Annotated in this window: 18 protein-coding genes; 8 read left to right on the top strand and 10 right to left on the bottom strand. The window is 60.3% G+C overall.

Annotation, left to right across the window (positions count from 1 at the left end):
* Positions 1-38 precede the first annotated feature (38 nt).
* Positions 39-485: a methyltransferase family protein gene (locus tag BGO64_RS11460; RefSeq protein WP_286700689.1), complete on the bottom strand. Its 447-nt coding sequence runs from the start codon at positions 483-485 to the stop codon at positions 39-41.
* 179 nt (positions 486-664) lie between these two features.
* Between BGO64_RS11460 and alr the strand changes: the two genes are divergently transcribed.
* Complete coding sequence (gene alr, locus BGO64_RS11455) at positions 665-1,891, top strand: alanine racemase (RefSeq protein WP_286700688.1); 1,227 nt, start codon at positions 665-667, stop codon at positions 1,889-1,891.
* Positions 1,892-1,945: 54 nt separating this feature from the next.
* Here alr and BGO64_RS11450 read toward each other — a convergent pair whose 3' ends face one another.
* From BGO64_RS11450 to BGO64_RS11415, 8 genes are all read right to left on the bottom strand, one after another.
* The gene (locus tag BGO64_RS11450) at positions 1,946-2,890 is read right to left on the bottom strand and encodes a TerC family protein (RefSeq protein ID WP_029314355.1); all 945 of its coding nucleotides are present in this window, start codon (positions 2,888-2,890) and stop codon (positions 1,946-1,948) included.
* A gap of 450 nt (positions 2,891-3,340) precedes the next feature.
* Positions 3,341-4,336 carry a murein tripeptide/oligopeptide ABC transporter ATP binding protein OppF gene (gene oppF, locus BGO64_RS11445; protein ID WP_010674333.1) on the bottom strand — a complete coding sequence of 332 codons (996 nt, stop codon included), beginning with the start codon at positions 4,334-4,336 and terminating at the stop codon, positions 3,341-3,343.
* Positions 4,337-4,450, bottom strand: coding sequence for a hypothetical protein (locus BGO64_RS11440; protein WP_016351082.1), 114 nt, complete (start codon positions 4,448-4,450; stop codon positions 4,337-4,339). It lies immediately after the preceding gene.
* Positions 4,447-5,433, bottom strand: coding sequence for an ABC transporter ATP-binding protein (locus BGO64_RS11435; protein ID WP_286700687.1), 987 nt, complete (start codon positions 5,431-5,433; stop codon positions 4,447-4,449). Before BGO64_RS11435 ends, BGO64_RS11440 begins: the two co-directional genes overlap by 4 nt.
* A gap of 108 nt (positions 5,434-5,541) precedes the next feature.
* Entirely contained in the window at positions 5,542-6,453 is a 912-nt protein-coding gene (oppC, locus tag BGO64_RS11430) for an oligopeptide ABC transporter permease OppC (RefSeq protein WP_010674331.1), read from the bottom strand.
* 14 nt (positions 6,454-6,467) lie between these two features.
* On the bottom strand, positions 6,468-7,388 hold the full coding sequence (gene oppB / locus BGO64_RS11425) for an oligopeptide ABC transporter permease OppB (RefSeq protein WP_010674330.1): 921 nt from the start codon (positions 7,386-7,388) through the stop codon (positions 6,468-6,470).
* 97 nt (positions 7,389-7,485) lie between these two features.
* Positions 7,486-9,105 carry an ABC transporter substrate-binding protein gene (locus BGO64_RS11420; protein ID WP_041212840.1) on the bottom strand — a complete coding sequence of 540 codons (1,620 nt, stop codon included), beginning with the start codon at positions 9,103-9,105 and terminating at the stop codon, positions 7,486-7,488.
* Positions 9,106-9,385: 280 nt separating this feature from the next.
* Positions 9,386-10,021: a YchE family NAAT transporter gene (locus tag BGO64_RS11415; protein WP_010674328.1), complete on the bottom strand. Its 636-nt coding sequence runs from the start codon at positions 10,019-10,021 to the stop codon at positions 9,386-9,388.
* 833 nt (positions 10,022-10,854) lie between these two features.
* Here BGO64_RS11415 and adhE point away from each other — a divergent pair.
* From adhE to BGO64_RS11390, 5 genes are all read left to right on the top strand, one after another.
* Positions 10,855-13,530 carry a bifunctional acetaldehyde-CoA/alcohol dehydrogenase gene (gene adhE, locus BGO64_RS11410; RefSeq protein ID WP_041215422.1) on the top strand — a complete coding sequence of 892 codons (2,676 nt, stop codon included), beginning with the start codon at positions 10,855-10,857 and terminating at the stop codon, positions 13,528-13,530.
* Between the two features lie 110 nt (positions 13,531-13,640).
* Positions 13,641-14,876 carry a cyclic di-GMP phosphodiesterase gene (locus tag BGO64_RS11405; RefSeq protein WP_286700686.1) on the top strand — a complete coding sequence of 412 codons (1,236 nt, stop codon included), beginning with the start codon at positions 13,641-13,643 and terminating at the stop codon, positions 14,874-14,876.
* 352 nt (positions 14,877-15,228) lie between these two features.
* Positions 15,229-16,920 (top strand): sensor histidine kinase, encoded by a 1,692-nt coding sequence (locus BGO64_RS11400; RefSeq protein ID WP_041212838.1) that lies wholly within the window; start codon positions 15,229-15,231, stop codon positions 16,918-16,920.
* Positions 16,917-17,621, top strand: a complete 705-nt coding sequence (gene btsR / locus BGO64_RS11395) for a two-component system response regulator BtsR (protein ID WP_286700685.1) — start codon at positions 16,917-16,919, stop codon at positions 17,619-17,621. Before BGO64_RS11400 ends, btsR begins: the two co-directional genes overlap by 4 nt.
* 144 nt (positions 17,622-17,765) lie before the next feature.
* Positions 17,766-19,187, top strand: coding sequence for a carbon starvation CstA family protein (locus tag BGO64_RS11390; RefSeq protein WP_010674323.1), 1,422 nt, complete (start codon positions 17,766-17,768; stop codon positions 19,185-19,187).
* A 62-nt stretch (positions 19,188-19,249) separates the two neighbouring features.
* Here BGO64_RS11390 and BGO64_RS11385 read toward each other — a convergent pair whose 3' ends face one another.
* The gene (locus BGO64_RS11385) at positions 19,250-20,893 is read right to left on the bottom strand and encodes a mechanosensitive ion channel family protein (RefSeq protein WP_286700684.1); all 1,644 of its coding nucleotides are present in this window, start codon (positions 20,891-20,893) and stop codon (positions 19,250-19,252) included.
* Between the two features lie 216 nt (positions 20,894-21,109).
* On the opposite strand from BGO64_RS11385, the gene BGO64_RS11380 reads away from it, so the two are divergent.
* Positions 21,110-21,442, top strand: coding sequence for a DUF3302 domain-containing protein (locus BGO64_RS11380; protein ID WP_039038991.1), 333 nt, complete (start codon positions 21,110-21,112; stop codon positions 21,440-21,442).
* A 10-nt stretch (positions 21,443-21,452) separates the two neighbouring features.
* On the top strand, positions 21,453-22,490 hold the full coding sequence (locus tag BGO64_RS11375) for an HlyD family secretion protein (RefSeq protein WP_039038992.1): 1,038 nt from the start codon (positions 21,453-21,455) through the stop codon (positions 22,488-22,490).
* Positions 22,491-22,562: the final 72 nt, after the last annotated feature.

Raw genomic sequence — 22,562 nt, 5'->3', positions numbered from 1 at the left:
CGGGCCGTTGTCATATGCCTGATGGGGCACACCGCGCCTCAGCACCAGCGCCTGACCTGTCGGCAATAGTCGTCATAGGCATCGCCGAATTGTCGCCGCAGCGCCTGCTCCTCCGCCAGGATCTGGAAGCGGGTAAGCCAGCCCCAGAGCAGCAGCGGCCCGAGCCACACTGCCATGCCCTCCAGATAGCACGCCAGCGCCAGGGTCCAGCAGAGCAGCCCCAGGTACATGGGATTGCGGCTGATGCGATAGACGCCCCGGGTCACCAGCACCCGGCTGTTCTCCAGCCGCTGGGGGTGCACAGTGGTGCGCTGCTGCCAGAAATGCAGAAGCGCACCGCCCCCCAGCAGGGCTCCCACCAGCCACAGCGTGGCGACCAGCACCAGCCACAGGGGCGCTGCCCTCCCCTCGCCCCGCCCCAGCCACATGGCGAGCACGATGACGACGAACAGCAGCAGCGGTGGAATCCGCAACGTCAGCTTCATATTTTCTTCCTGCAACACGTGCCACGATTGACGCCGTTGAGATACACTCCCAGAGTCGGCATCTGGATAAAAAGTGAAATATATCATTAGCATAGCAACATGCCATGACCAGACCTGCCGCAGCTCGCCTCAGCGATGAGCCCAGCCTCAACTCAAGACAATAAGAAAGGACTTGCCCCATGCACAAGAAAACACTGCTCGCGACCCTGATCTTTGGCCTGCTGGCCGGCCAGGCGGTCGCCGCCCCCTACCTGCCGCTCGCCGACGACCACCGCAACGGTCAGGAACAGACCGCCGCCAACGCCTGGCTGGAAGTGGATCTCGGTGCCTTCGAGCACAACATCCAGACCCTGAAGAATCGCCTCGGTGACAAGGGCCCGCAGATCTGCGCCATCATGAAGGCGGACGCCTACGGTCACGGCATCGACCTGCTGGTCCCCTCGGTGGTCAAGGCAGGCATCCCCTGCATCGGCATCGCCAGCAACGAAGAAGCACGTGTTGCCCGCGAGAAGGGCTTCGAAGGTCGCCTGATGCGGGTGCGTGCCGCCACCCCGGATGAAGTGGAGCAGGCCCTGCCCTACAAGCTGGAAGAGCTCATCGGCAGCCTGGAGAGCGCCAAGGGGATCGCCGACATCGCCCAGCGCCATCACACCAACATCCCGGTGCACATCGGCCTGAACTCCGCCGGCATGAGCCGCAACGGCATCGATCTGCGCCAGGACGATGCCAAGGCCGATGCCCTGGCCATGCTCAAGCTCAAGGGGCTCACCCCGGTCGGCATCATGACCCACTTCCCGGTGGAGGAGAAAGAGGACGTCAAGCTGGGGCTGGCCCAGTTCAAGCTGGACTACCAGTGGCTCATCGACGCCGGCAAGCTGGATCGCAGCAAGCTCACCATCCACGCCGCCAACTCCTTCGCCACCCTGGAAGTGCCGGAAGCCTACTTTGACATGGTGCGCCCGGGCGGCATCATCTATGGCGACACCATTCCCTCCTACACCGAGTACAAGAAGGTGATGGCGTTCAAGACCCAGGTCGCCTCCGTCAACCACTACCCGGCGGGCAACACCGTCGGCTATGACCGCACCTTCACCCTCAAGCGCGACTCCCTGCTGGCCAACCTGCCGATGGGCTACTCCGACGGCTACCGCCGCGCCATGAGCAACAAGGCCTATGTGCTGATCCATGGCCAGAAGGCTCCCGTCGTGGGCAAGACTTCCATGAACACCACCATGGTGGACGTCACCGACATCAAGGGGATCAAACCCGGTGACGAGGTGGTCCTGTTCGGACGCCAGGGTGATGCTGAAGTGAAACAATCCGATCTGGAGGAGTACAACGGTGCCCTCTTGGCGGACATGTACACCGTCTGGGGCTACACCAACCCCAAGAAGATCAAGCGCTAAGCAAATTGCTGACATGAAAAAGGGCTCCCGAGGGAGCCCTTTTTATTGCACCGTTCACGCCGCCTTTTTGCGGGTCATCAGCAGACTCAGCCCCATGGAAGCCAGCAGGATCAGCGCCACCACGCCAAGGGCGATGCCGGTCGGTATCTTGAAGATATCGAGCAGCAACATCTTGACCCCGATGAACATCAGGATCAGCGCCAGGCCGTATTTGAGCAGGGCGAAGCGATCGGCCACCCCGGCCAGCAGGAAGTACATGGCGCGCAGCCCCATGATGGCGAAGATGTTGGAGGTGAGCACGATGAAGGGATCCGTGGTCACCGCGAAGATGGCCGGGATACTGTCCACCGCGAAGATGAGGTCGCTCACCTCCACCAGCACCAGGATGAGCAGCAGCGGGGTCGCGTAGCGCACACCGTCACGCCAGACGAAGAACTTCTCCCCCTCCAGCGTCTCGGTCACCTTGAAGCGACGACGCATCCAGCCGAGCAGGGCATTGTTCTCGAGATCCGGCTCCTTGTCGGCCGCCCACAGCATCTTGGCACCGGTCAGCAGCAGGAAGGCCCCGAACAGGTAGAGGATCCAGTGGAACTGCTCGATGAGCCAGCTGCCCGCGAACACCATGCCGGCGCGCATCACGATGGCCCCCAGCACCCCGTAGAGCAGGACCCGGCGCTGCAGCTCCGCCGGGATGGCGAAGTAGCCGAACAGCATCAGCCAGACGAAGACGTTGTCCACCGCCAGTGCCTTTTCGATGAGGTAGCCGGTGAGAAACTCCAGCCCCTTCTGGTTCGCGATTTCGCGCCCGGCACTGTGATCCAGCCAGAGCCAGATGGCCAGGTTGAACAGGAGCGCCACGCTGACCCAGATGAGAGACCAGATGCCCGCCTCTTTCAGCGACACCTTGTGCGCCTTGCCGCCACCGACAAAGCGGATATCAATCCACAACAGGACCAGCACTATGCTGAAGAAACCGGTCCACATCCACCATTCACCCATTTTCACTTCTCCCAAAACGACAAAACCCACGGCCGGGAGGCAGTGGGTTCGCGTTTGGAGCAGATACACCTTGCCTCTCGGCAAGGTCTCACTTACAGCCGATTGACATCGACTGCCCGGCTGCCGGGTGCACTGCAGGATATGGGTGCACCGTAATGACGACAAACCGGCGAGAAGTTACTCCCCTTGTGCGGCGGATAGTAACAGTCCGGGAAGATGGCGCCAAGAGGCATCTTCACCGTCCCATGAAAAAGGGGCGCCACCTGGGCGCCCCTCGCAATATGGCTCTCCTTAGAACCTGTCTACGATCTGTCGCGAGAGGTCGTCAACAAGGTAAAGAGCAGCGCGGGAACCGGAATGTATATGAATACATGAGCACTCTTTGTTACAAACAAGCGAGCAGCGCATGAGCCTTGATCACGGCCTCGCAGCAAGATCGTTAACAGGTTCTCAGAGCGGGTCCACCTTGAGACAGGAAACCGCGTGGTCGAAGTTGCCCTCGAGCTGGGGCCGGGTCTTGGCGCACTCCGGGCCTGCCACCGGGCAGCGGGTACGGAACACGCAACCGGAGGGCGGATTCATGGGGGATGGCAAATCCCCTTCCAGGATCTGGATGACCTTGCTGCGCTCCAGATCCGGATCCGGGATGGGGACCGCCGACATCAGCGCCTTGGTATAGGGGTGCAGGGGATTGGCGAAGATCTCCTTGCCGGTCCCCAGCTCCACCGCGTTGCCCAGGTACATCACCAGCACCCGATCGGAGATGTGTTTGACCACGGAGAGGTCGTGGGCGATGAAGATGAGGGAGAGCCCCATCTCCTTTTGCAGGGATTTGAGCAGGTTCACCACCTGAGCCTGGATGGAAACATCCAGCGCCGAGACCGGCTCGTCACAGATGATCATCTTGGGCTCGAGGATGAGCGCCCGGGCGATGCCGATGCGCTGGCACTGGCCGCCGGAGAACTCATGGGGGTAACGGTTCACCAGGTTGGGCAGCAGGCCCACCTTGGTCATCATGGCGCGCACCTTCTCCTTCACCTCTTCCCTTGGCAGGGTCGGGTAGAAGGTGATGAGGGGCTCGGCGATGATGTCCCCTATGGTCATGCGGGGGTTCAGGGAGGCCAGCGGGTCCTGGAAGATCATCTGGATCTCCTTGCGCTTCTCCCGCAGGGCGTTCTGCTCGAGCTTGGTCAAGTCCTGCCCAAGCCACACAACCTTGCCGTCGGTGGCCGGTACCAGGCCGATGAGGGCACGGGCGAAGGTGGATTTGCCGCAACCGGACTCCCCCACGACGCCCAGGGTCTCCCCTTCGTAGAGGCGCAGGGTCACCCCGTCCACCGCCTTCAGGGCGGAGGGCTTGGCCCAGGGCCAGGCCTTGTCACTCTTGATATGGAAGTGAACCTTGAGGTCGGACACTTCCAGCAGCAGTTTCTTGTCAGTACCCATTTAGTTCACTCCCTTGATCATGGCATCCGATACCCAGTGGCACGCCCGCTCCCGGCCGTCGTTGAACGGCGTCAGGAGCTTGGAGGATTGCTGGCCGCATATAACAGCATTCATACGCTCACCTCCTTGGCATTGATGGCATCAGACACCCAATGGCAGGCCCGCTCCCGGCCGTCGTTGAACGGCGTCAGGATCGGCGATTGCTGGCCACAAATCTCGCTCACCCGGTGGCAACGCTCCTGGAAGGGACAGCCGGTGGGCAAACGCAGCAGGTTGGGCGGATTGCCCGGAATGGTGGGCAGCTCTTCCCCTTCGGTGTCGAGGCGGGGAATGGCGCGCAGCAAGCCTTCTGTATAGGGGTGGCTCGGGCGATAGAAGATATCGTTGACCCGGCCGTACTCCATGGTCCGGCCTGCGTACATCACCAGCACCTTGTCGCAGATGCCGGCCACGACGCCAAGATCGTGGGTGATCATGATGATGGCGGTGTTGAACTCGCGCTTGAGCTCGTTCATCAGGGTCATGATCTGGGCCTGTACCGTCACGTCCAGCGCCGTGGTCGGCTCGTCGGCGATGAGCAGCTGCGGCCGGCACAGGAGCGCCATGGCGATCATCACCCGCTGGCGCATGCCGCCTGAGAACTCGTGGGGGTACATGTTCATCCGCTTGCGCGACTCGGGGATCTTCACCGCGTCCAGCATGCGCACCGACTCCTCGAAGGCGGCAGCCTTGGTCATCCCCTTGTGCAGCATCAGCACTTCCATCAGCTGATCCTTGACCTTCATGTAGGGGTTGAGCGACGTCATGGGGTCCTGGAAGATCATGGCGATCTTCTCGGAGCGGATCTTGTTGAGCTTGTGCTCCGGCAGATTCAGGATCTCGTCCCCCTGAAATTTGGCCGAGCCGGTGATGATACCGTTCTTGGCGAGCAGCCCCATGATGGCAAAGGCAGTCTGGGACTTCCCTGAGCCTGACTCCCCGACGATCCCCAGGGTTTCGCCAGCAGAAAGAGAAAAGTTGAGGTCGTTGACGGCCACCACATTGCCGTCCGGGGTCTTGAACTCGACCCGCAGATCTTTCACATCCAGTAATTTCATCTCAGTACTCCTTATCGCGCTGTCGTGATGGGGGCCTGCCCGTGGTGAACGCAGTGCGTTCCCTGAACGGGTCTGATGGCCCCTTGGCGTCTTGCCGGTCCCTGGGTATCAGCGATCCTTGGGATCCAGGGCATCACGCAGACCATCCCCGAGGAAGTTGAAGCAGAACAGGGTCACCACCATGAAACCGGCGGGGAACAGGAGTTGCCAGATGGCCACTTCCATCGACTTGGAGCCTTCATCCAGCAGGGCGCCCCAGCTGGTCATGGGCTCTTGCACGCCCAGACCCAGGAAGCTCAGGAAGGATTCGAACATGATCATCCCCGGCACCAGCAGGGTGGCGTAAACCGCCACTATGCCGAGCACGTTGGGCACGATATGACGGGTGATGATCTTCCACTTGGAGACGCCGCAGACGTGGGCCGCCTCGATGAACTCCTTGCTCTTGAGACTCAGGGTCTGGCCGCGCACGATCCGCGCCATGTCGAGCCAGCTCACCGCGCCGATGGCGAGGAAGATGAGGGCCAGGTTGCGACCAAAGAAGGTCACCAGCATGATCACGAAGAACATGAAGGGGAAGGCGTTGAGGATCTCCAGCACGCGCATCATCAGGCTGTCGACGCGACCGCCGATGAAGCCGGACGCGGCGCCATAGAGGGTGCCGATGATGACGGCCACCAGGGCCCCCATGATGCCGACCATCAGGGAGATGCGTCCGCCGAGCAGGGTACGCACGAACAGGTCGCGCCCCAGGCTGTCGGTGCCGAACCAGTGGCCGGTCTCCATGTCCGGGGCACTCTGCATGGCCCCCCAGTCCGGGTCATCGAACGTGTACTGGGACAGGTGGGGCCCCACGATCACCGCCAGACCGATGATGGTCAGGATGATGAGGCTGGTCAGGGCCGCCTTGTTGCGCAGGAAACGGCGACGGGCATCCTTCCACAGGGAGCGTCCTTCCACCACTTCCACTTTCTGGGCGAACGCCTCGACGGCTTCGCGCTTTTCAGTTGTGACTACCATGATGTACTCCCGGCTTAGTAACGGATCTTGGGATCGATGACGGCATAGAGAATATCGACCACGGCGTTAAAGGTGATGGTGAGGGCGCCGACCAGAATGGTCAGACCGAGCACCATGGAGTAATCACGGTTGAGGGCACCGTTGACGAACAACTGGCCAATCCCCGGCAGGCCGAAGATGGTCTCGATGACCACAGAGCCGGTGATGATGCCCACGAAGGCCGGTCCCAGGTAGGAGACCACCGGCAGCATGGCCGGGCGCAGCGCGTGCTTGAGGATGATGTGGCGCAGAGGCAGCCCCTTGGCGCGGGCGGTACGGATGAAGTTGGAGTTCATGGTCTCGATCATGCTGCCGCGCATGATGCGGGAGATGGCCGAGATGTAGTACATCATCATGCCGAACACCGGCAGTACCATGAACTGGGCGCCGCCCCCCTGCCAGCCTCCCGCCGGGAACCAGCCCAGATAGATACTGAAGAAGAGCACCAGCAGCGGTGCCAGGACGAAGCCGGGTATCACCACCCCGGCCATGGCCGACGACATCAACAGGTAGTCGATGAGGGTGTTCTGTTTCAGGGCCGCAATGGTGCCGAAGGTGACCCCCAGGGTCACTGCCAGCAGGAAGGCGACCGAGCCTATCTTGGCGGAGACAGGCAGGGCCTGGCTCACCAGATCATTGACAGTGAAGTCCTTGTATTTGAAGGAGGGCCCCAGATCCCCCTGGACCAGGTTGCCGAGGTAAGTGAGGTATTGCATGCCGATGGGCTTGTCCAGGCCATATTTGGCTTCGATGTTGGCCAGGACTTCCGGCGGCAGGGCGCGTTCGCTGGTGAAGGGGTTACCCGGGGCGAAGCGCATCATGAAGAAGGAGACGGTGATCAAGACCAGCAGAGTCGGGATCGCTTCCAGTAGACGTTTAAGGATGAATTTCAACATAGACATTTCCTGTCCTGTACTGCTTCCAAAGGGTCGCGGTTGTAATAAAGGCCCGCCGTCTGGCGGGCCCTGCTTGTTATGCGACTTGTGTCTTTACTCAGTGAGCAACGATGTACATGTCTTTGCTGTAGATGTTGTCCAGCGGGTTGGCCGGGTAGCCACCCACGTAGGGCTTGACCATGCGGGAGGTCACGTACTGATAGATGGGGGCGATCGGCATGTCCTTGGCCAGGATCTCTTCGGCCTGGACATAGAGCTTGTTGCGCGCCTCGGCATCCACCTGGTTGCGGGACTCGCTCATCAGCTTGTCGAACGTCGGGTTGGAGTATTTGCCGTCGTTGTTGCCGTGGGTGGTCTGCATCAGATCCAGCATGGAAGAGGCTTCGTTGTAGTCCGCAATCCAGCCGGCGCGGCCCACGTCGAAGTTACCCTGCTTCTTGGTCTCCAGGTAGGTCTTCCACTCCTGGTTCACCAGGCTCACCTGCACGCCGAGCTTCTTCCACATGGAGGCGACGGCCACGGCCACCTTTTTGTGGTTGTCATCGGTGTTGTAGAGCAGCTCGAACTTGAGCGGCTTGCCCGGGCCGTAACCGGCTTCGGTCAGCAGCTCTTTCGCCTTCGCATCGCGCTCTGCCTGGGTCAGCTTGGACCAGGCCGGCGCCACCGGCTTGAAGCCATCTACAAAGTCAGGCACGAGCGTATAGCCTGGGGTTTCGCCCTTGCCCATCACCTTGTCGGCGATCACGTTGCGATCGATGGCATAGGAGAGGGCGGTACGCACCCGCACGTCGTCAAACGGCTTGTGCTTGAAGTTGTACTGGTAGTAGTAGGTGCCCACATAGCCGCTGACCTTTACTTCGTCCGGCAGCTCTTTCTTCATCTGCTTGAAGCGTTCGATGGGCATGTTGTAGGTCAGATCCACTTCGCCAGCCAGATAGCGGTTCAGCTCGGCGTTGGTGGACTGGATGGGCAGGTAGGTCACCTTGTTGATGACGGTCTTGCCGTTGTTCCAGTAGTTGGGGTTGCGCTCGACGTCGACGCGCTCGTTGACCACCCAGTCCTTCAGCACGTAGGCGCCGTTGGATACCATGTTGCCGGGCTGGGTCCACTTGTCACCGAACTTCTCGATCACCTTCTTCGGGACCGGATAGGTGGTGGTGTGGGAGAGCATGCTGACGAAGTAAGGCACCGCCTTCTCCAGCTGCACCTCGAAGGTGTGATCGTCCACCGCCTTCACGCCCAGGGTGTCGGCCGGCTTCTTGCCCGCGATGATGTCGGAGGCATTGATGATGGTCGGGATCTCCATGTACCAGGAGTAGGGAGAGGCCGTCTTGGGATCCACCGCGCGCTGGAAGGCAAAGACGAAGTCATGCGCGGTGACGGGATCCCCGTTGGACCACTTGGCATCCTTGCGCAGGTGGAACACGTAGTGTTTGTTGTCCTTGGTTTCCCAGGACTCGGCGACGCCGGGCAGGGTTTCGCCCTTGGGGCCGGAGGAGACGAGACCTTCGAACAGGTCACGCAATACGTTGGATTCGGGGGTACCTTCCACTTTCTGGGGATCCAGGGTGGCGGGTTCGGAACCATTGCCTTTCACCAGGGTTTGCTCGGGAGCAAGCTTGGTACCGGCGGGGACATCGGCGGCGTGAGCCAGGGTGGCGCCACCGAAAAGTGCAGTCAATAAAAGGGTATTAATAATTGTTTTTCTATGAGTCATTTCCATACTCCAACAAGAACATTCCATGCATTTGTTATCCACGAGACAAACACCTCGCTGCCCGCATAATTCCCTGACAATTCTGATAATGCAATAGATATCATCAGGAACAGGCCGCTTTCATGGTCAAAAAAACAACTTAAAACCATTTATTCAGCATTTAAATATCCCGAGACGGTCGTTTTTCGTACAGGGCCGCTCGATTCTAGGAAATGACCAACAAAAAAGAAACAATAAAAAGCCGGTCACAAGGACCGGCTCCGACAAAAACGGACCTGGCTCACACCAGACCGGGGAAGACTCCCTTGATGCCCGCCACGATGATCTCGATGCCAAGGGACATCATGATGAGACCCATGATACGGGTCACCACGTTGATGCCGGTGTTGCCCATCAGCTTGAACAGCAGGGGAGCGGCGCGGAAGATGAGCCAGGAGCAGCAGGCAAACGCCACCACCACCACGAACATGCCGGCCATCTGGGGCAGGGTCTTCTGGCTGGCATAGACGATGGAAGAGGAGATGGCACCGGGTCCGGCCATCAGCGGCAGAGCCAGGGGCACCACGGCAATAGATTCACGCGCAGCCAGTTCACCCTTCTCCTGCTTGTTGTGCTTCACCTCCCCCAGCTTGCCCTGCAGCATGGACCAGGCGATCAGGGTGATGAGAGAGCCACCGGCAATGCGAAACGACGCCAGGGAGATGCCGAAACTGTCGAGGATGAGCTGTCCCATGCACATGGAGACCATCAGGATGATCATCACGGCAATGTGGGCGGTGGTGTTGGTCTTGCGTCGCTCCTCCGGCGACATGTGGCCCGTCAGGCTCACAAAGACCGGCAACAGACCCAGCGGGTTGATGATCGCAAACAGGCCGACGAAAAATTTCAGGTATAAAGAGAAGTCTATTGCTGCCATAGGCGCCATCCAGAACCAATACGAGCCACAAGGGGCCAGCCCCCAAACTGCGCGTAAATTTACACCATGGCTTTTCCCTTCTCCAATCAAATAATCTCACCCTTACCGGGGCTTTTTAGTTAGTTCCGCTAATGTATCGACAAAATTCAACATATCGGGTTGTTAAGGGAGAGAGGTCGCCATTAACATCGCCGGGTGCCATGGCAGCGCGTTATATCACCCCTCAGCCAAGAAACGATATTGTCGGCAAATGGCACCCTTGCTTCTCACCACGCCTGCTTGCCGCCCCAACCCGCTCCTGTGACCCCGATTTTTGGCCTTTCTCACCCTGGTGCGGCGCCAGTGGAGCCGGCGGTGAAGAGGTGACGCGCTCCCTGCCACCGCCAGATGTGCTGTTTCGCCAGGGCGACTGGATGAAAACAACAACCCCTTTCTCAACATAAATGAAACGTCAGGGGAGTGGACGTTCTGCCACCATCACGGCGATACCGCCTCCCCCCATCCCGGTCAAGGCGAGAATTCATCGGATCCCCTTCCCTGATCAGATATTCCAAGGGCGCGTGACAGCCGCTCGTGATGCCAAGAAAGGATGACACACTCCCGTAACATAGTGGTGCGACAAGGGGTGAAACAAAATTTCTTTTGTTCTTTTGTTACATATGATCCAGATCAATCTTTTCTGACACATCCCGACCCTATAATCGAGCCAGAAAACAGTTTACTAAGGCATGTAAATACCCCGTTATGGTGATTCTTGCCTTGACAAGGTGGCTATAATTGCCGGGCATTGCCAAGGTCTTACTAAACAGTTTTCAAATCATCAGGAGATAAACATGGCAGTAACCAATTTGGCTGAACTGGATGCACTGGTTGCCCGCGTCAAAGAAGCACAGCGTCAATTCGCCAGCTTCTCGCAAGAGCAGGTAGACAAGGTCTTCCGTGCCGCCGCCCTGGCCGCCAGCAACGCCCGTATCCCCCTGGCCCAGATGGCCGTGGCTGAATCCGGTATGGGTATCATCGAAGACAAGGTTATCAAGAACCACTTCGCCTCCGAATACATCTACAACGCCTATAAAGATGAAAAGACCTGCGGCATCCTGAGCCAGGACGACGAGATGGGCACCATCACCATCGCCGAGCCGGTAGGCATCATCTGCGGTATCGTACCGACCACCAACCCGACTTCCACTGCGATCTTCAAGGCCCTCATCTCCCTGAAGACTCGCAACGCCATCATCTTCTCCCCGCACCCCCGCGCCAAGAACTCCACCAATACCGCTGCCAAGCTGGTACTGGATGCTGCCGTGGCTGCCGGTGCGCCGAAAGACATCATCGGCTGGATTGATCAACCCTCCGTCGAACTCTCCAACGCCCTGATGCGTCACGACGACATCAACCTGATCCTGGCCACCGGTGGCCCGGGCATGGTGAAGGCCGCCTACTCCTCCGGCAAACCCGCCATCGGCGTGGGTGCGGGCAACGTGCCCATCGTCATCGACGAAACCGCCGACGTGAAGCGTGCCGTCGCCTCCATCCTGATGTCCAAGACCTTCGACAACGGCGTGGTCTGTGCCTCCGAGCAGGCTGTCATCGTAGTCGACTCCATCTACAACCAGGTCAAGGAGCGTTTCGCGACCCACGCCGGCTACATCCTCTCCAAGGACGAAGCGGACAAGGTGCGTAAAGTGCTGCTGATCAACGGCGCCCTGAACGCCGACATCGTGGGCCAACCTGCTACCAAGATCGCCGCCATGGCCGGTGTGACCGTGCCTGCCACCACCAAGATCCTCATCGGTGAAGGTCTGGAACTCTGCGCAGAAGACGAGTTCGCTCACGAAAAACTCTCCCCGACCCTGGGTATGTTCCGTGCCAAGAACTTCGAAGAAGCCGTCGAAATGGCCTGCGACATGGTCAACATCGGTGGTATCGGCCACACCTCCGGTCTCTATACCGACCAGGATCGCAATGCCGACCGCATCAAGTACTTCGGCGACAAGATGAAGACCGCCCGTATCCTCATCAACACCCCCTCCACCCAGGGTGGTATCGGTGACCTGTACAACTTCGCGCTGGCCCCGTCCCTGACCCTGGGTTGCGGCTCCTGGAGTGGTAACTCCATCTCCGAGAACGTCGGTCCCAAGCACTTGATCAACAAGAAGACAGTCGCAAAACGGGCAGAAAATATGCTGTGGCACAAACTTCCGAAATCCATCTACTTCCGTCGTGGTTCCCTGCCGATCGCCTTGGGCGACCTGGAAGGCAAGAAGCGCGCCATGGTGGTGACCGACCGCTTCCTGTTCAACAACGGCTATGCCGATGAAGTGGTTCGCCTGCTCAAGAAGCTGAACATGGAAGTGGAGATCTTCTACGAAGTGGAAGCCGACCCCACCCTGTCCGTGGTCCGCAAGGGCGCCGAGATGGCCAACTCCTTCAAGCCGGATGTGATCGTCGCCCTGGGTGGTGGTTCACCCATGGATGCCGCCAAGATCATGTGGGTCATGTACGAGCACCCGGATACCGCGTTCGAAGACCTGGCCATGCGCTTCATGGACATCCGCAAGCGTATCTACAAGTTCCCGAAAATGGGCGTGAAGGCCGAACTGGTCTGTATCACCACCACATCCGGTACCGGTTCTGAAGTGACCCCGTTTGCGGTCGTGACCGACGACGCCACCGGCATGAAGTACCCGCTGGCCGACTACGAGCTGACCCCGAACATGGCCATCGTGGATGCCAACCTGGTGATGGGCATGCCCAAATCCCTGTGTGCCTTCGGTGGTATCGACGCAGTGACCCACGCCATGGAAGCCTATGTCTCCGTGCTGGCCAACGAATACTCCGACGGTCAGGCGCTGCAAGCCCTGAAACTGCTGAAGGACTACCTGCCCTCCAGCTACATCAACGGCGCCAACGACCCGGTTGCCCGCGAGAAGGTGCACAACGCCGCCACCATCGCCGGTATCGCGTTTGCCAACGCCTTCCTGGGTGTGTGCCACTCCATGGCCCACAAACTGGGTGCGGAGTTCCACATCCCCCACGGCCTGGCCAACGCCCTGCTGATCAGCAACGTCATCCGCTACAACGCGAACGACAACCCGACCAAGCAGACCGCGTTCTCCCAGTACGACCGTCCGCAGGCTCGCCGTCGCTACGCCGAAGTGGCTGACCACCTGGGCCTGACCGCTGCCGGTGACCGTACCGCCGCCAAGATCGAGAAGCTGCTGACCTGGCTGGACGAGCTGAAGGCCACCCTGGGGATCCCGGCCTCCATCCGCGAAGCCGGTGTGAACGAAGCGGACTTCCTGGCCAAGGTAGACCAGCTGGCGCTGGAAGCCTTCGATGACCAGTGCACCGGCGCCAACCCGCGCTACCCGCTGATCACCGAGCTGAAAGCCATCCTGATGGACACCTACTACGGCCGTCCCTTCATCGAGGAAGCCCCTGCTGCCGCCCCGGTTGCAGCCAAGGTCGACACCAAGGTGGACAACAAGAAAAAATCCAAGGCCTGATAAACGCCACGGATGACAAGAGCCCGCGCACATGCGCGGGCTTTTTTGTTTGTCTATCTGTTTAATTTTGCTAGCTTGTTGATAGGCAAATTCGACAGAAGAGCTAGTCCATGGCGCTGATACAGGCCTCCATCGAGCAGTTGAGAGTCGGCCACTACATCCATCTTCCCACGGGATGGACGAGCCACCCTTTCATGTTCAACGCCTTCAAAATCAAGGACCAGCAGCAGCTCGACATCATCCGCCACCTCGACCTGACCCTGCTGATGGTGGATCCCGACAAGAGCGATCTGCCGGTCGAGCCCCTGCTGCGGGCCGAACCCGTTCCCTCTCTTGAGATGAGCGACACCGGGGATACCGCCCCCTCTTCTGAGGGCCCCACCTTCGACGAAAAGGCGTTCAGGCGCTCCCTTCGCATCGCGGACAAGGCGTTCGGTCAATCCCTGTCAGATCTTCGCGACGCCCTTGGCGCCCTCAACCTCAAACCGGACGAAGGCCTGGCCAATACTGCGCAGATAGTGCGCAGCACCGCCGCCCGTCTGGCAGAACACCAGGGGCCGCTCGGTCTGCACCTCATCCGCAGCCAGAACACGGATACCCTGCTGCAACACAGCCTGAGCGTGGCCTTTATCACCATGCTGATGGCACGGGAGCTTGGCATGAATCCCGTCGAGATCGAGGAGACCGGTCTGGCGGGCCTGATCCACGACATCGGCGAGCTCAGGATCCCGAGCCAGATCATCCAGAAGCGGGGGGAGCTCAGCAAGGCGGAGCAGAATTTCCTCAACATGCACCCCCAGTACGGACTGGAGATGCTCAACCAGTTGCAGGCTTTCGAACCCAGGATCCGCGAGGTGGCCTACCTGCATCACGAACGCCTCGATGGCAGCGGTTTTCCCCTCGGGATCAAGGGCGACAAGATCCCCCCCCTCGCCCGCCTCATCGGGCTGGTGGATCACTATGACGAGCTGCTTCACCCGCGCAGCGGCCTCAACCCGCCGGGGCCCAGCCAGGTGATCGGCCAGCTCTACAAGCTCTCCCAGAAGAAGTTCGAGCAAACCCAGGTCAGGTTGCTGATAAAGGTGCTGGGGGTCTATCCACCGGGTTCCCTGGTGCGCCTGGATGACGATGCCCTGGCCCTGGTGCTCTCCACCGAGCCCAGCATGCCCCTCAGACCCAAGGTGCTGCCCTACCTCAAGGGGCAGCGACCGGAAGGGGTGGCCATGATCGATCTGCGGGAAGATGCGCGAAGCATCGTCGCCACCCTCAGACAGGAAGAGCTGGACGACGCGCAACGCGCCTTTTTCGGTCTGGGTCGGCGGGTCTGTTACTATTTCGCCTTCTGAGTTATCCCCAGAAGCTGGGGATAACTCATTGGACAAACCTGAATAATTGCTCAGGTCCCCTCGAAATCGTCCACCATTGGAGCTGGATAAAAAACGCCCAGCCGATGGCCGGGCGGAGCATGCCACCTCCGTGTGGCGTATCCGGTGGATACCTTCATGCTCGCATCAGCAATATCAAGCGGGCGCAGGTTACACAAATATCAATTTAACATGCTGATTTTATATGGTTTTATTTTTCCATTCTGGCAAACTGCCGCAGCGTTCAGCCCGCAGCCCGCATCAAGACGGGCTCAGGCTCATCCTGCGTCATGACAACGCCCGGCTCCGGCGTGGTGTTTGAGGAAGCTTTTTTATGCAACTAGTCCTCTCTCTGCTCCAGCAGATGAGCGTCAGCCTGGTCATCGCCTACCTTTTTTCCAAAAGCCCCCTGTTGCGTCCCCTGGCCAACTACTCCGTCAGGCTGCCCCACAAGGTGCTCATCTATGTCATCTTCTCCTGCTTTTGCATACTGGGAACCTATGTGGGCCTCGACATCGATGACGCCATCGCCAACACCCGGGCGGTCGGTGCCGTACTGGGGGGACTGCTGGGTGGTCCTCTGGTTGGATTCCTGGTGGGGCTGACCGGCGGCCTGCACCGCTATACCCTGGGGGGGTTCACCGATCTCGCCTGCGCCATCTCCACCACCTGCGAAGGCTTGCTGGGGGGGCTGGTGCACTGGCGGCTGATGCGGGCAGGCAGGGTCAATGACCTCTTTGCGCCCAGGGTCGCCTTCTTTACCACCTTCGTGGCCGAGATCATGCAGATGGTGATCATCCTGCTGGTCGCCACCCCCTTCGACAAGTCCCTGCTGCTGGTGCGCACCATCGCCACCCCCATGATCCTCGCCAACTCCTGCGGGGCGGCGCTCTTCATCAGCATGATCCGCGACCAGCAGCGGATGTACGAAAAGTTCTCCCGGGTCTTCTCCGCCAAGGCGCTCACCATCGCCAACCGCACCGTCGGCATCATGAGCCAGGGGTTCACTCCGGAGGCCAGCGGCAAGATAGCCCATATCGTTCAGGAAGAGACCGGCGTCGGCGCCGTCGCCATCACGGACACCGACAAGATCCTCGCCTTCATCGGCACCGGAGAAGATCACCACAAGCCGGGCACCCCCATCACCTCGGCGATCACCCTGCAAGCCATCGCCCAGAACAAGGTGCTGTTCGCCGATGGCAACAGCCAGCCCTATCGTTGCAGCATCTCCCCCCAGTGCCAGCTCGGCTCCGTGCTGGTGATCCCCCTGCAGGGTGACGAGGGGGTGATCGGCACCATCAAACTCTATGAGCCCAAGAAGCGGCTCTTCCTCAAGATCAATCACACCCTGGGAGAAGGGATCGCCAACCTGTTGTCCCAGCAACTGCTGGCAGGCCGCCTGGAGCAGCAGCAGCGCCTGCTGGTGCAATCCGAGCTCAAGCTGGTGCAGGCACAGATAAACCCCCACTTCCTGTTCAACACCCTCAACACCATCAGCGCCATTACCCGCCGCGATCCGGGACGGGCACGGGAACTGCTGCTGCACCTCTCCCGTTTCTTTCGCAACAACCTCAAGCGCCAGAGCGGCCTGACCACGCTGCGGGAAGAGCAGGAGCACTGCCTCTCCTACCTGGAGATAGAGCAGGCCCGCTTTGGCGAGCGGCTCACCGTCATCAACGAGATCCCGCCCCACCTTGCCGAGGTGCAACTGCCGAGCTTCACCCTGCAGCCCCTCATCGAGAATGCCATCAAGCACGGCATCTGCTCCCTGCTGGGAGAGGGGCGACTTCGCCTCTTCGCGAGGGAGACCCCCGAGGCGATCACCCTTTGCGTCGAAGACAACGCCGGGGCCTGGCAGCCATCCGGCCAGGGGGATGGTCTGGGGATGAGCCTGGTGGACAAGCGCCTCAAGAGCGCCTTTGGCGAGCGCTATGGCATTGACGTCCAGTGGGAGCCGGAGCAATGGACCCGGGTCTCCCTGACGCTCCCACGACAACCCCGCACCACCGCCAAGGAGATGACATGATCCGCACCCTGATCGTCGATGACGAGCCCTATGCCCGCGAAGAGCTGGCAGAGCTGCTGGCCAGCGATCCCGACATCGAGATCCTGGGCATGGCGGGCAACGCCATCGAGGCGCTCGGCCTCATCCAGCAACTCAAGCCGGATGTGGTGTTTCTCGATATCCAGATGCCCAAGCTCAGCGGCATGGAGTTGGTGGCCATGCTCGATCCCCTGCCCCGCATCGTCTTTGTCACCGCGTTCGACGACTACGCCATCCAGGCGTTCGAGGAGAACGCCTTCGACTACCTGCTCAAGCCTGTGGAGCCGGCGCGCCTCGCCAAGACCCTGGCGCGGCTCAGGCAGGACATCACCCCGCAACCGGTCGGGACCCTGGCCCCGACCATCCACCATATCCCCGGATACCTGCACAACCGGGTGCGGCTGCTCCCAATCTTCCAGGTGGAGTACGCCTTCTCCGATCTCGGCGGCGTCCATGTCGCCTGCCAGGGCGAGCTGTTTCACACCCAGCTCACCCTCAAGTCCCTCGAGGAGAAGACCCCGCTGCTGCGCTGTCACCGCCAGTATCTGGTGGCCCCGGCCGCCATCTTCGAAATCCGGTTGCTGGAGAATCAGCTGGCGGAGATCGTGACCCCGAGCGGGGCCCGGGTACCGGTCAGCCGCCGCTACCTCAAGGAGCTCAAAGACGAGCTGGGACTGGAATAAAACGGGGAGCGATGTGCGCCGGATCACAGCGGGCAACCGCTCGGGCCGCCATGTCGCCGCTCACCCTCTTTCACCTGCCGTTAACAGAAGTCCCCCCCTACACTGGCTGCGCACACCAAAAAATAACAAAGCAGGAGCGTAGCAATGATCTGGTTCTTCCTCTGTGTCGGCTTGTTGATAGCCGGCTACTTCATATACGGCAAATTCATCGAACGGATATTCGGGCCCAAACCCGAGTTGAAGACCCCCGCCATCACCATGGCGGACGGGGTGGACTATGTCCCCATGTCGGACAAGAAGGTCTACCTGGTTCAACTGCTCAACATCGCCGGCGTCGGCCCCATCTTCGGCCCCATCCTGGGTGCCCTCTATGGTCCGGTCGCCATGCTCTGGATCGTCTTTGGCTGCATCTTCGCCGGTGCGGTCCACGACTACTTCTCCGGCATGCTGTCGGTACGCGCCAGGGGCGCCTCGGTGCCGACCGTGGTCGGTGAGCACCTGGGCACCGCCGCCAAGCACTTCATGAACCTCTTTGCCGTGGTGCTCCTGATGCTGGTGGGCGTGGTCTTCGTCCTGAGCCCGGCGGGCCTGCTCGCCAACCTCACCTCCACCGATCTGGTCTACTGGATTGCGGCCATCTTCGCCTACTACATCCTCGCGACCATCGTCCCCATCGACAAGATCATCGGCCGCTTCTACCCCATCTTCGGCGCGCTGCTGGTCTTCATGTCCGTCGGCCTCATCATCGGCCTCATCGTCTCCGGCAAGGGCTTCTACAACACCGGGATGGACTTCTCCAACCTGCACCCGACGGATCTGCCGCTCTGGCCGCTGCTGTTTATCACCATCGCCTGTGGTGCCGTCTCCGGTTTCCACGCCACCCAGTCTCCGCTGATGGCGCGCTGCATGCAGAACGAGAGCTCCGGTCGCTTCATCTTCTACGGCGCCATGATAGGGGAAGGGATCATCGCCCTCATCTGGTGCACCCTGGGTCTCTCCTTCTACGACAGCACCGAGGCACTCAACGCCACCCTGGCCAGCGGCGGCCCCTCTGCCGTGGTGCACGAAGTCTCCACCAGCCTGCTCGGTACCGTGGGCGGCATCCTGGCGATCCTCGGCGTGGTGATCCTGCCCATCACCTCCGGTGACACCGCATTTCGCAGCGCCCGCCTCATCGTGGCGGACTTCCTGAACCTGACCCAGAAGCCCATGGCCAAGCGTCTGCTCATCGCCATCCCCATGTTCATCCTTGGCTTCATCATCTCCAAGGCCGAGTTCGGGGTGATCTGGCGCTACTTCGGCTGGGCCAACCAGACCACCGCCGTCATCATGCTGTGGGCTGCGGCCGCCTACCTCATCAAGGAAGGCAAGCTGCACTGGGTATGCACCATTCCCGCCATCTTCATGACCGCAGTGGTCATCACCTACCTGGCCAACGCCCCCATCGGTTTCGGCCTCGAGATGAATGTTTCCACCATCATCGGTCTGGTGAGCACCGCCCTCATCACCCTCGCCTTCCTGGTGAAATTCAGGCCCTCCCAACTGAGAGAGGCCAAGGAGAGCTGAGGCGTCAGCTTCTCTTCATGACAAGAGGCCCGGCATTGCTGCCGGGCCTCTGCTTTTTGTGGTCACTCCCTGGCGGGGGGCTCGGCGGGATCGGGCGCCCGGGCCGGCGCCTGATACCACTGCTCCCTGGCCACCAGCACAGCCTGCTCCGGCTGGGCAATGAAGTTGGGGGACATGATCTGCACCCCGAACTCGTTGAAGACATCCTGAATATGGCCATGGAGCTCCGTCTTGACCACTGCAGGGAGTTCGCTTGCCTTCATTCTTACCTGCAACTCGTACTCCACATACCAATCCTGCAGATTCAACTGCCGCACCAAGGGAGCTTCATCCTGATTGAGCCGGGTGCAACGCCGCGCGGCCAGCTCCAGCATGGCATGTACCTGACGCCAGGGGGTGTCATAACCGATGGTCACCTTGGTCAGCAGGGCCACCCCCTTCTCGCCCGCCAGCCGTGTCAGGTTCACCACCTTGACCCCCACCACCACTGCATTGGGCAGCGTGACCTCGTGATCCTGGCGCGTCACCAGCTTGGTCGAGAGGGCGTTGAGCTCGCTCACCATCCCCTCCACCTCGCCGATCTGCACCAGATCCCCTGGCCGCAGTGCGCGGGAGTAAATGAGCACCAGGCCGCTCATGGCATGGTTCATGATACCGGCCGATCCCAGTGTCACCATCAGACCGAAGAAGACGCTGATCCCCTTGAAGGCATCGGAATCCGCCCCCGGCAGATAGGGGTAGGCCACGGTCAGGGCAAACAGCCAGATCACCACTGACAGCAGCCGCCGGGTGGCGCCTATGGTTTCGGCGTGCAACCCCTGCACCCGAAACTGGCCACGCTCGATACGGTCGAAGAGGATGGCCAGCATCTTGATGAAGAAACGGGTGATGACCACGATAAGCAGTACGGTTACCAGACCGGGCATGGCGGCAATCATGCCCTCCAGCATGTCGCCACACAGGGCAAACAGAGATTCCCCAAGCCGATCGCTCCAGGCCCGGGTCTGGGGGAACAGGCCGAGCACATAGGTCAGCCAGCCATAGGTGAGCATGAAGATGAGCAGCAGAGTGATGAGGCCGAGCAAGCGGACCTCGACATTCCCGGTGACCTGACGCCAGGAGTGGGGGATCAGCCCCTTCTGCAGCAGCAGGCGGTTGGCCAGCCACTTTCTGATTCGCCGATGGCCCCGCTGCAACAGCCAGATGAGGCCGAAGAAGATCAGGCTGGCCACCACCGCCAAACCGACGGCCTTGACCAAATAGGGGGTCGAGTGCAGCTCGAGATACTTGATGCGCACGCCGTCGAGCCGATGCAGGACGTGTTCGGCCGCCTGATCCAGGGTCAGTTCGTCGAATTCATCCAGGTCCCCTTCCAGCAACACCAGGATGCGCTTGCCATTGACCAGAAACTCCCGGCTCTCCTGGCCGTGCCGGCTGCCTTTCGTCACGGCCACAGGCGTCATGAGGTCGCTTGGCTCCATCCGCTGAACTCGCTCATGGGCCAGCCGTACCCTGGCCGCCCCATCCAGGTTGCCATATTTAGCCGTCAGCATGACGATGGGTTCATGAAGCAGGACCAGGGTCTGTGCCCGCTCCTGCTCATTGGGCTCCATCCTGGGTTCGGCGGTCCAGCCGAGGCGGGACCACAACAGGCAGATCAGCAACAGGCCAAGCCGCCATCCTTTGCCACTGCACCATTCGTTCATCAGGTTCACCTCTCACCTTGCCCGGGCATCCATTGCTGTTTGATTTTATCTAACCAAATCAATTTTGTGTGTTAAATGAGCAACCGATGAACCATGCCTGTACCGCCACACCAACTCTCCGATTGCAGACTTGCACCGACGGCATATGCTGTCATTATTGCCGAAGCCTCGACTCGACAATCGAAGCATTGTTAGCGACTCAGACGGGAGAAATCGATGGTACTTGACTACATTGCCCTGGGGATCCTGGTGTTTGTCGTCTTGGTCATGTTCTATGGCATTATCGTCATTCACGATATTCCATATGAAATTGCCAAGCACCGTAATCACCCCCACCAGGACGCCATTCACGTGGCAGGCTGGGTCAGCCTGTTCACCCTGCACGTGCTCTGGCCCTTCCTCTGGATCTGGGCCACGATTTATCGCCCCGATCGCGGCTGGGGCTTCTCGCAACGCCTACAACATGACGAAACAGAGATCAGCGCACTCAAAGAGGAGCTGGCCGCACTGCAGGCTCGCATGACCACGCTCGAACAGACCGACAAATAGGTAACGCCCCATGGACCTGCTACTTATTCTCACCTATACAGCCCTCTGCATAGGTATTTTCAAGATCTTCAAGATCCCGCTCAACAAGTGGACCGTGCCGACCGCCGTGCTGGGTGGCGTCATCATCATCGGCACACTCATCATGCTGATGAACTACAACCACCCCTATTCCGAGCTGGCTCGCAACTATTATGTCTCCACCCCGGTCGTGCCCCTGGTCAAGGGACGAGTCACCGACGTCCCGGTCAAGCCCAACCAGCCGGTCAAGAAAGGGGATGTGCTGTTTCGCATCGACGCTGAGCCCTTCCAGGAGAAGGTCGCCAGCCTGACGGCGCGCCTCGCCTCCAACACCGATTTTCTGAAGGCTCTGGACGCCCGCCTGCGCTCCGCCAGCCTGGACAGGGATCGCGCCCAGGAGCTGATGCGACGGGGCATCGGCAAACAGCGCGACCTCGACGTCACCCAGGCCAACGTGGATGACATCGTCGCCCAGATAGATCAGCAGAAAGCGACCCTCAATGACCTGAGTGCCCAGCTCAACATCGCCAAGTACGATCTGGAGCAGACCGTGGTCTACGCCCCGAGTGACGGTCATGTCGTACAACTGGCATTGCGCCCGGGCATGATTGCCGCCCCCTTCATGTTCCGCCCCGTGATGACCTTCATTCATGAAGATGCCAATGCCTATGTCGGCTGGTTCTGGCAGAACAGCATGCAGCGGCTCAAGGCGGGTGACGAGGCCGAAGTCGTGCTCGACGGCATCCCGGGTCGCATCTTCAAGGCCAAGGTGCAGTCCGTTATCCCGGCCATGGCACCGGGCAATATCCAGGCACAGGCGGGTCTTATCGATCAGACCTCGGCCCAGGTACCGGGTCGCCTGCCCATCGTGCTCGAGATCACCGATCCCGAGTGGGCAAACTACCAGGTGATCGCGGGTTCCAGCGGTCAGGCCGCCATCTATACCGAGCACTTCCACCACGTGGCCATCATGCGCAAGATCCTGATGCGCATGGGTAGCTGGCTCAACTACCTGTTCCCCTTCCACTGAGGTCCCTGACCTGCACGGGCCGGCATCCTGCCGGCCCGCTTCCTGTCAGCGCGAGCCTCCCTCGCTGCATTT

It is taken from the genome of Aeromonas sp. 62-46, assembly GCF_001898585.1.
GTDB lineage: Bacteria > Pseudomonadota > Gammaproteobacteria > Enterobacterales > Aeromonadaceae > Aeromonas > Aeromonas caviae.
Note: the sequence above shows the minus strand (reverse complement) of the source record. Positions and strands in the feature narration are given on the sequence as shown.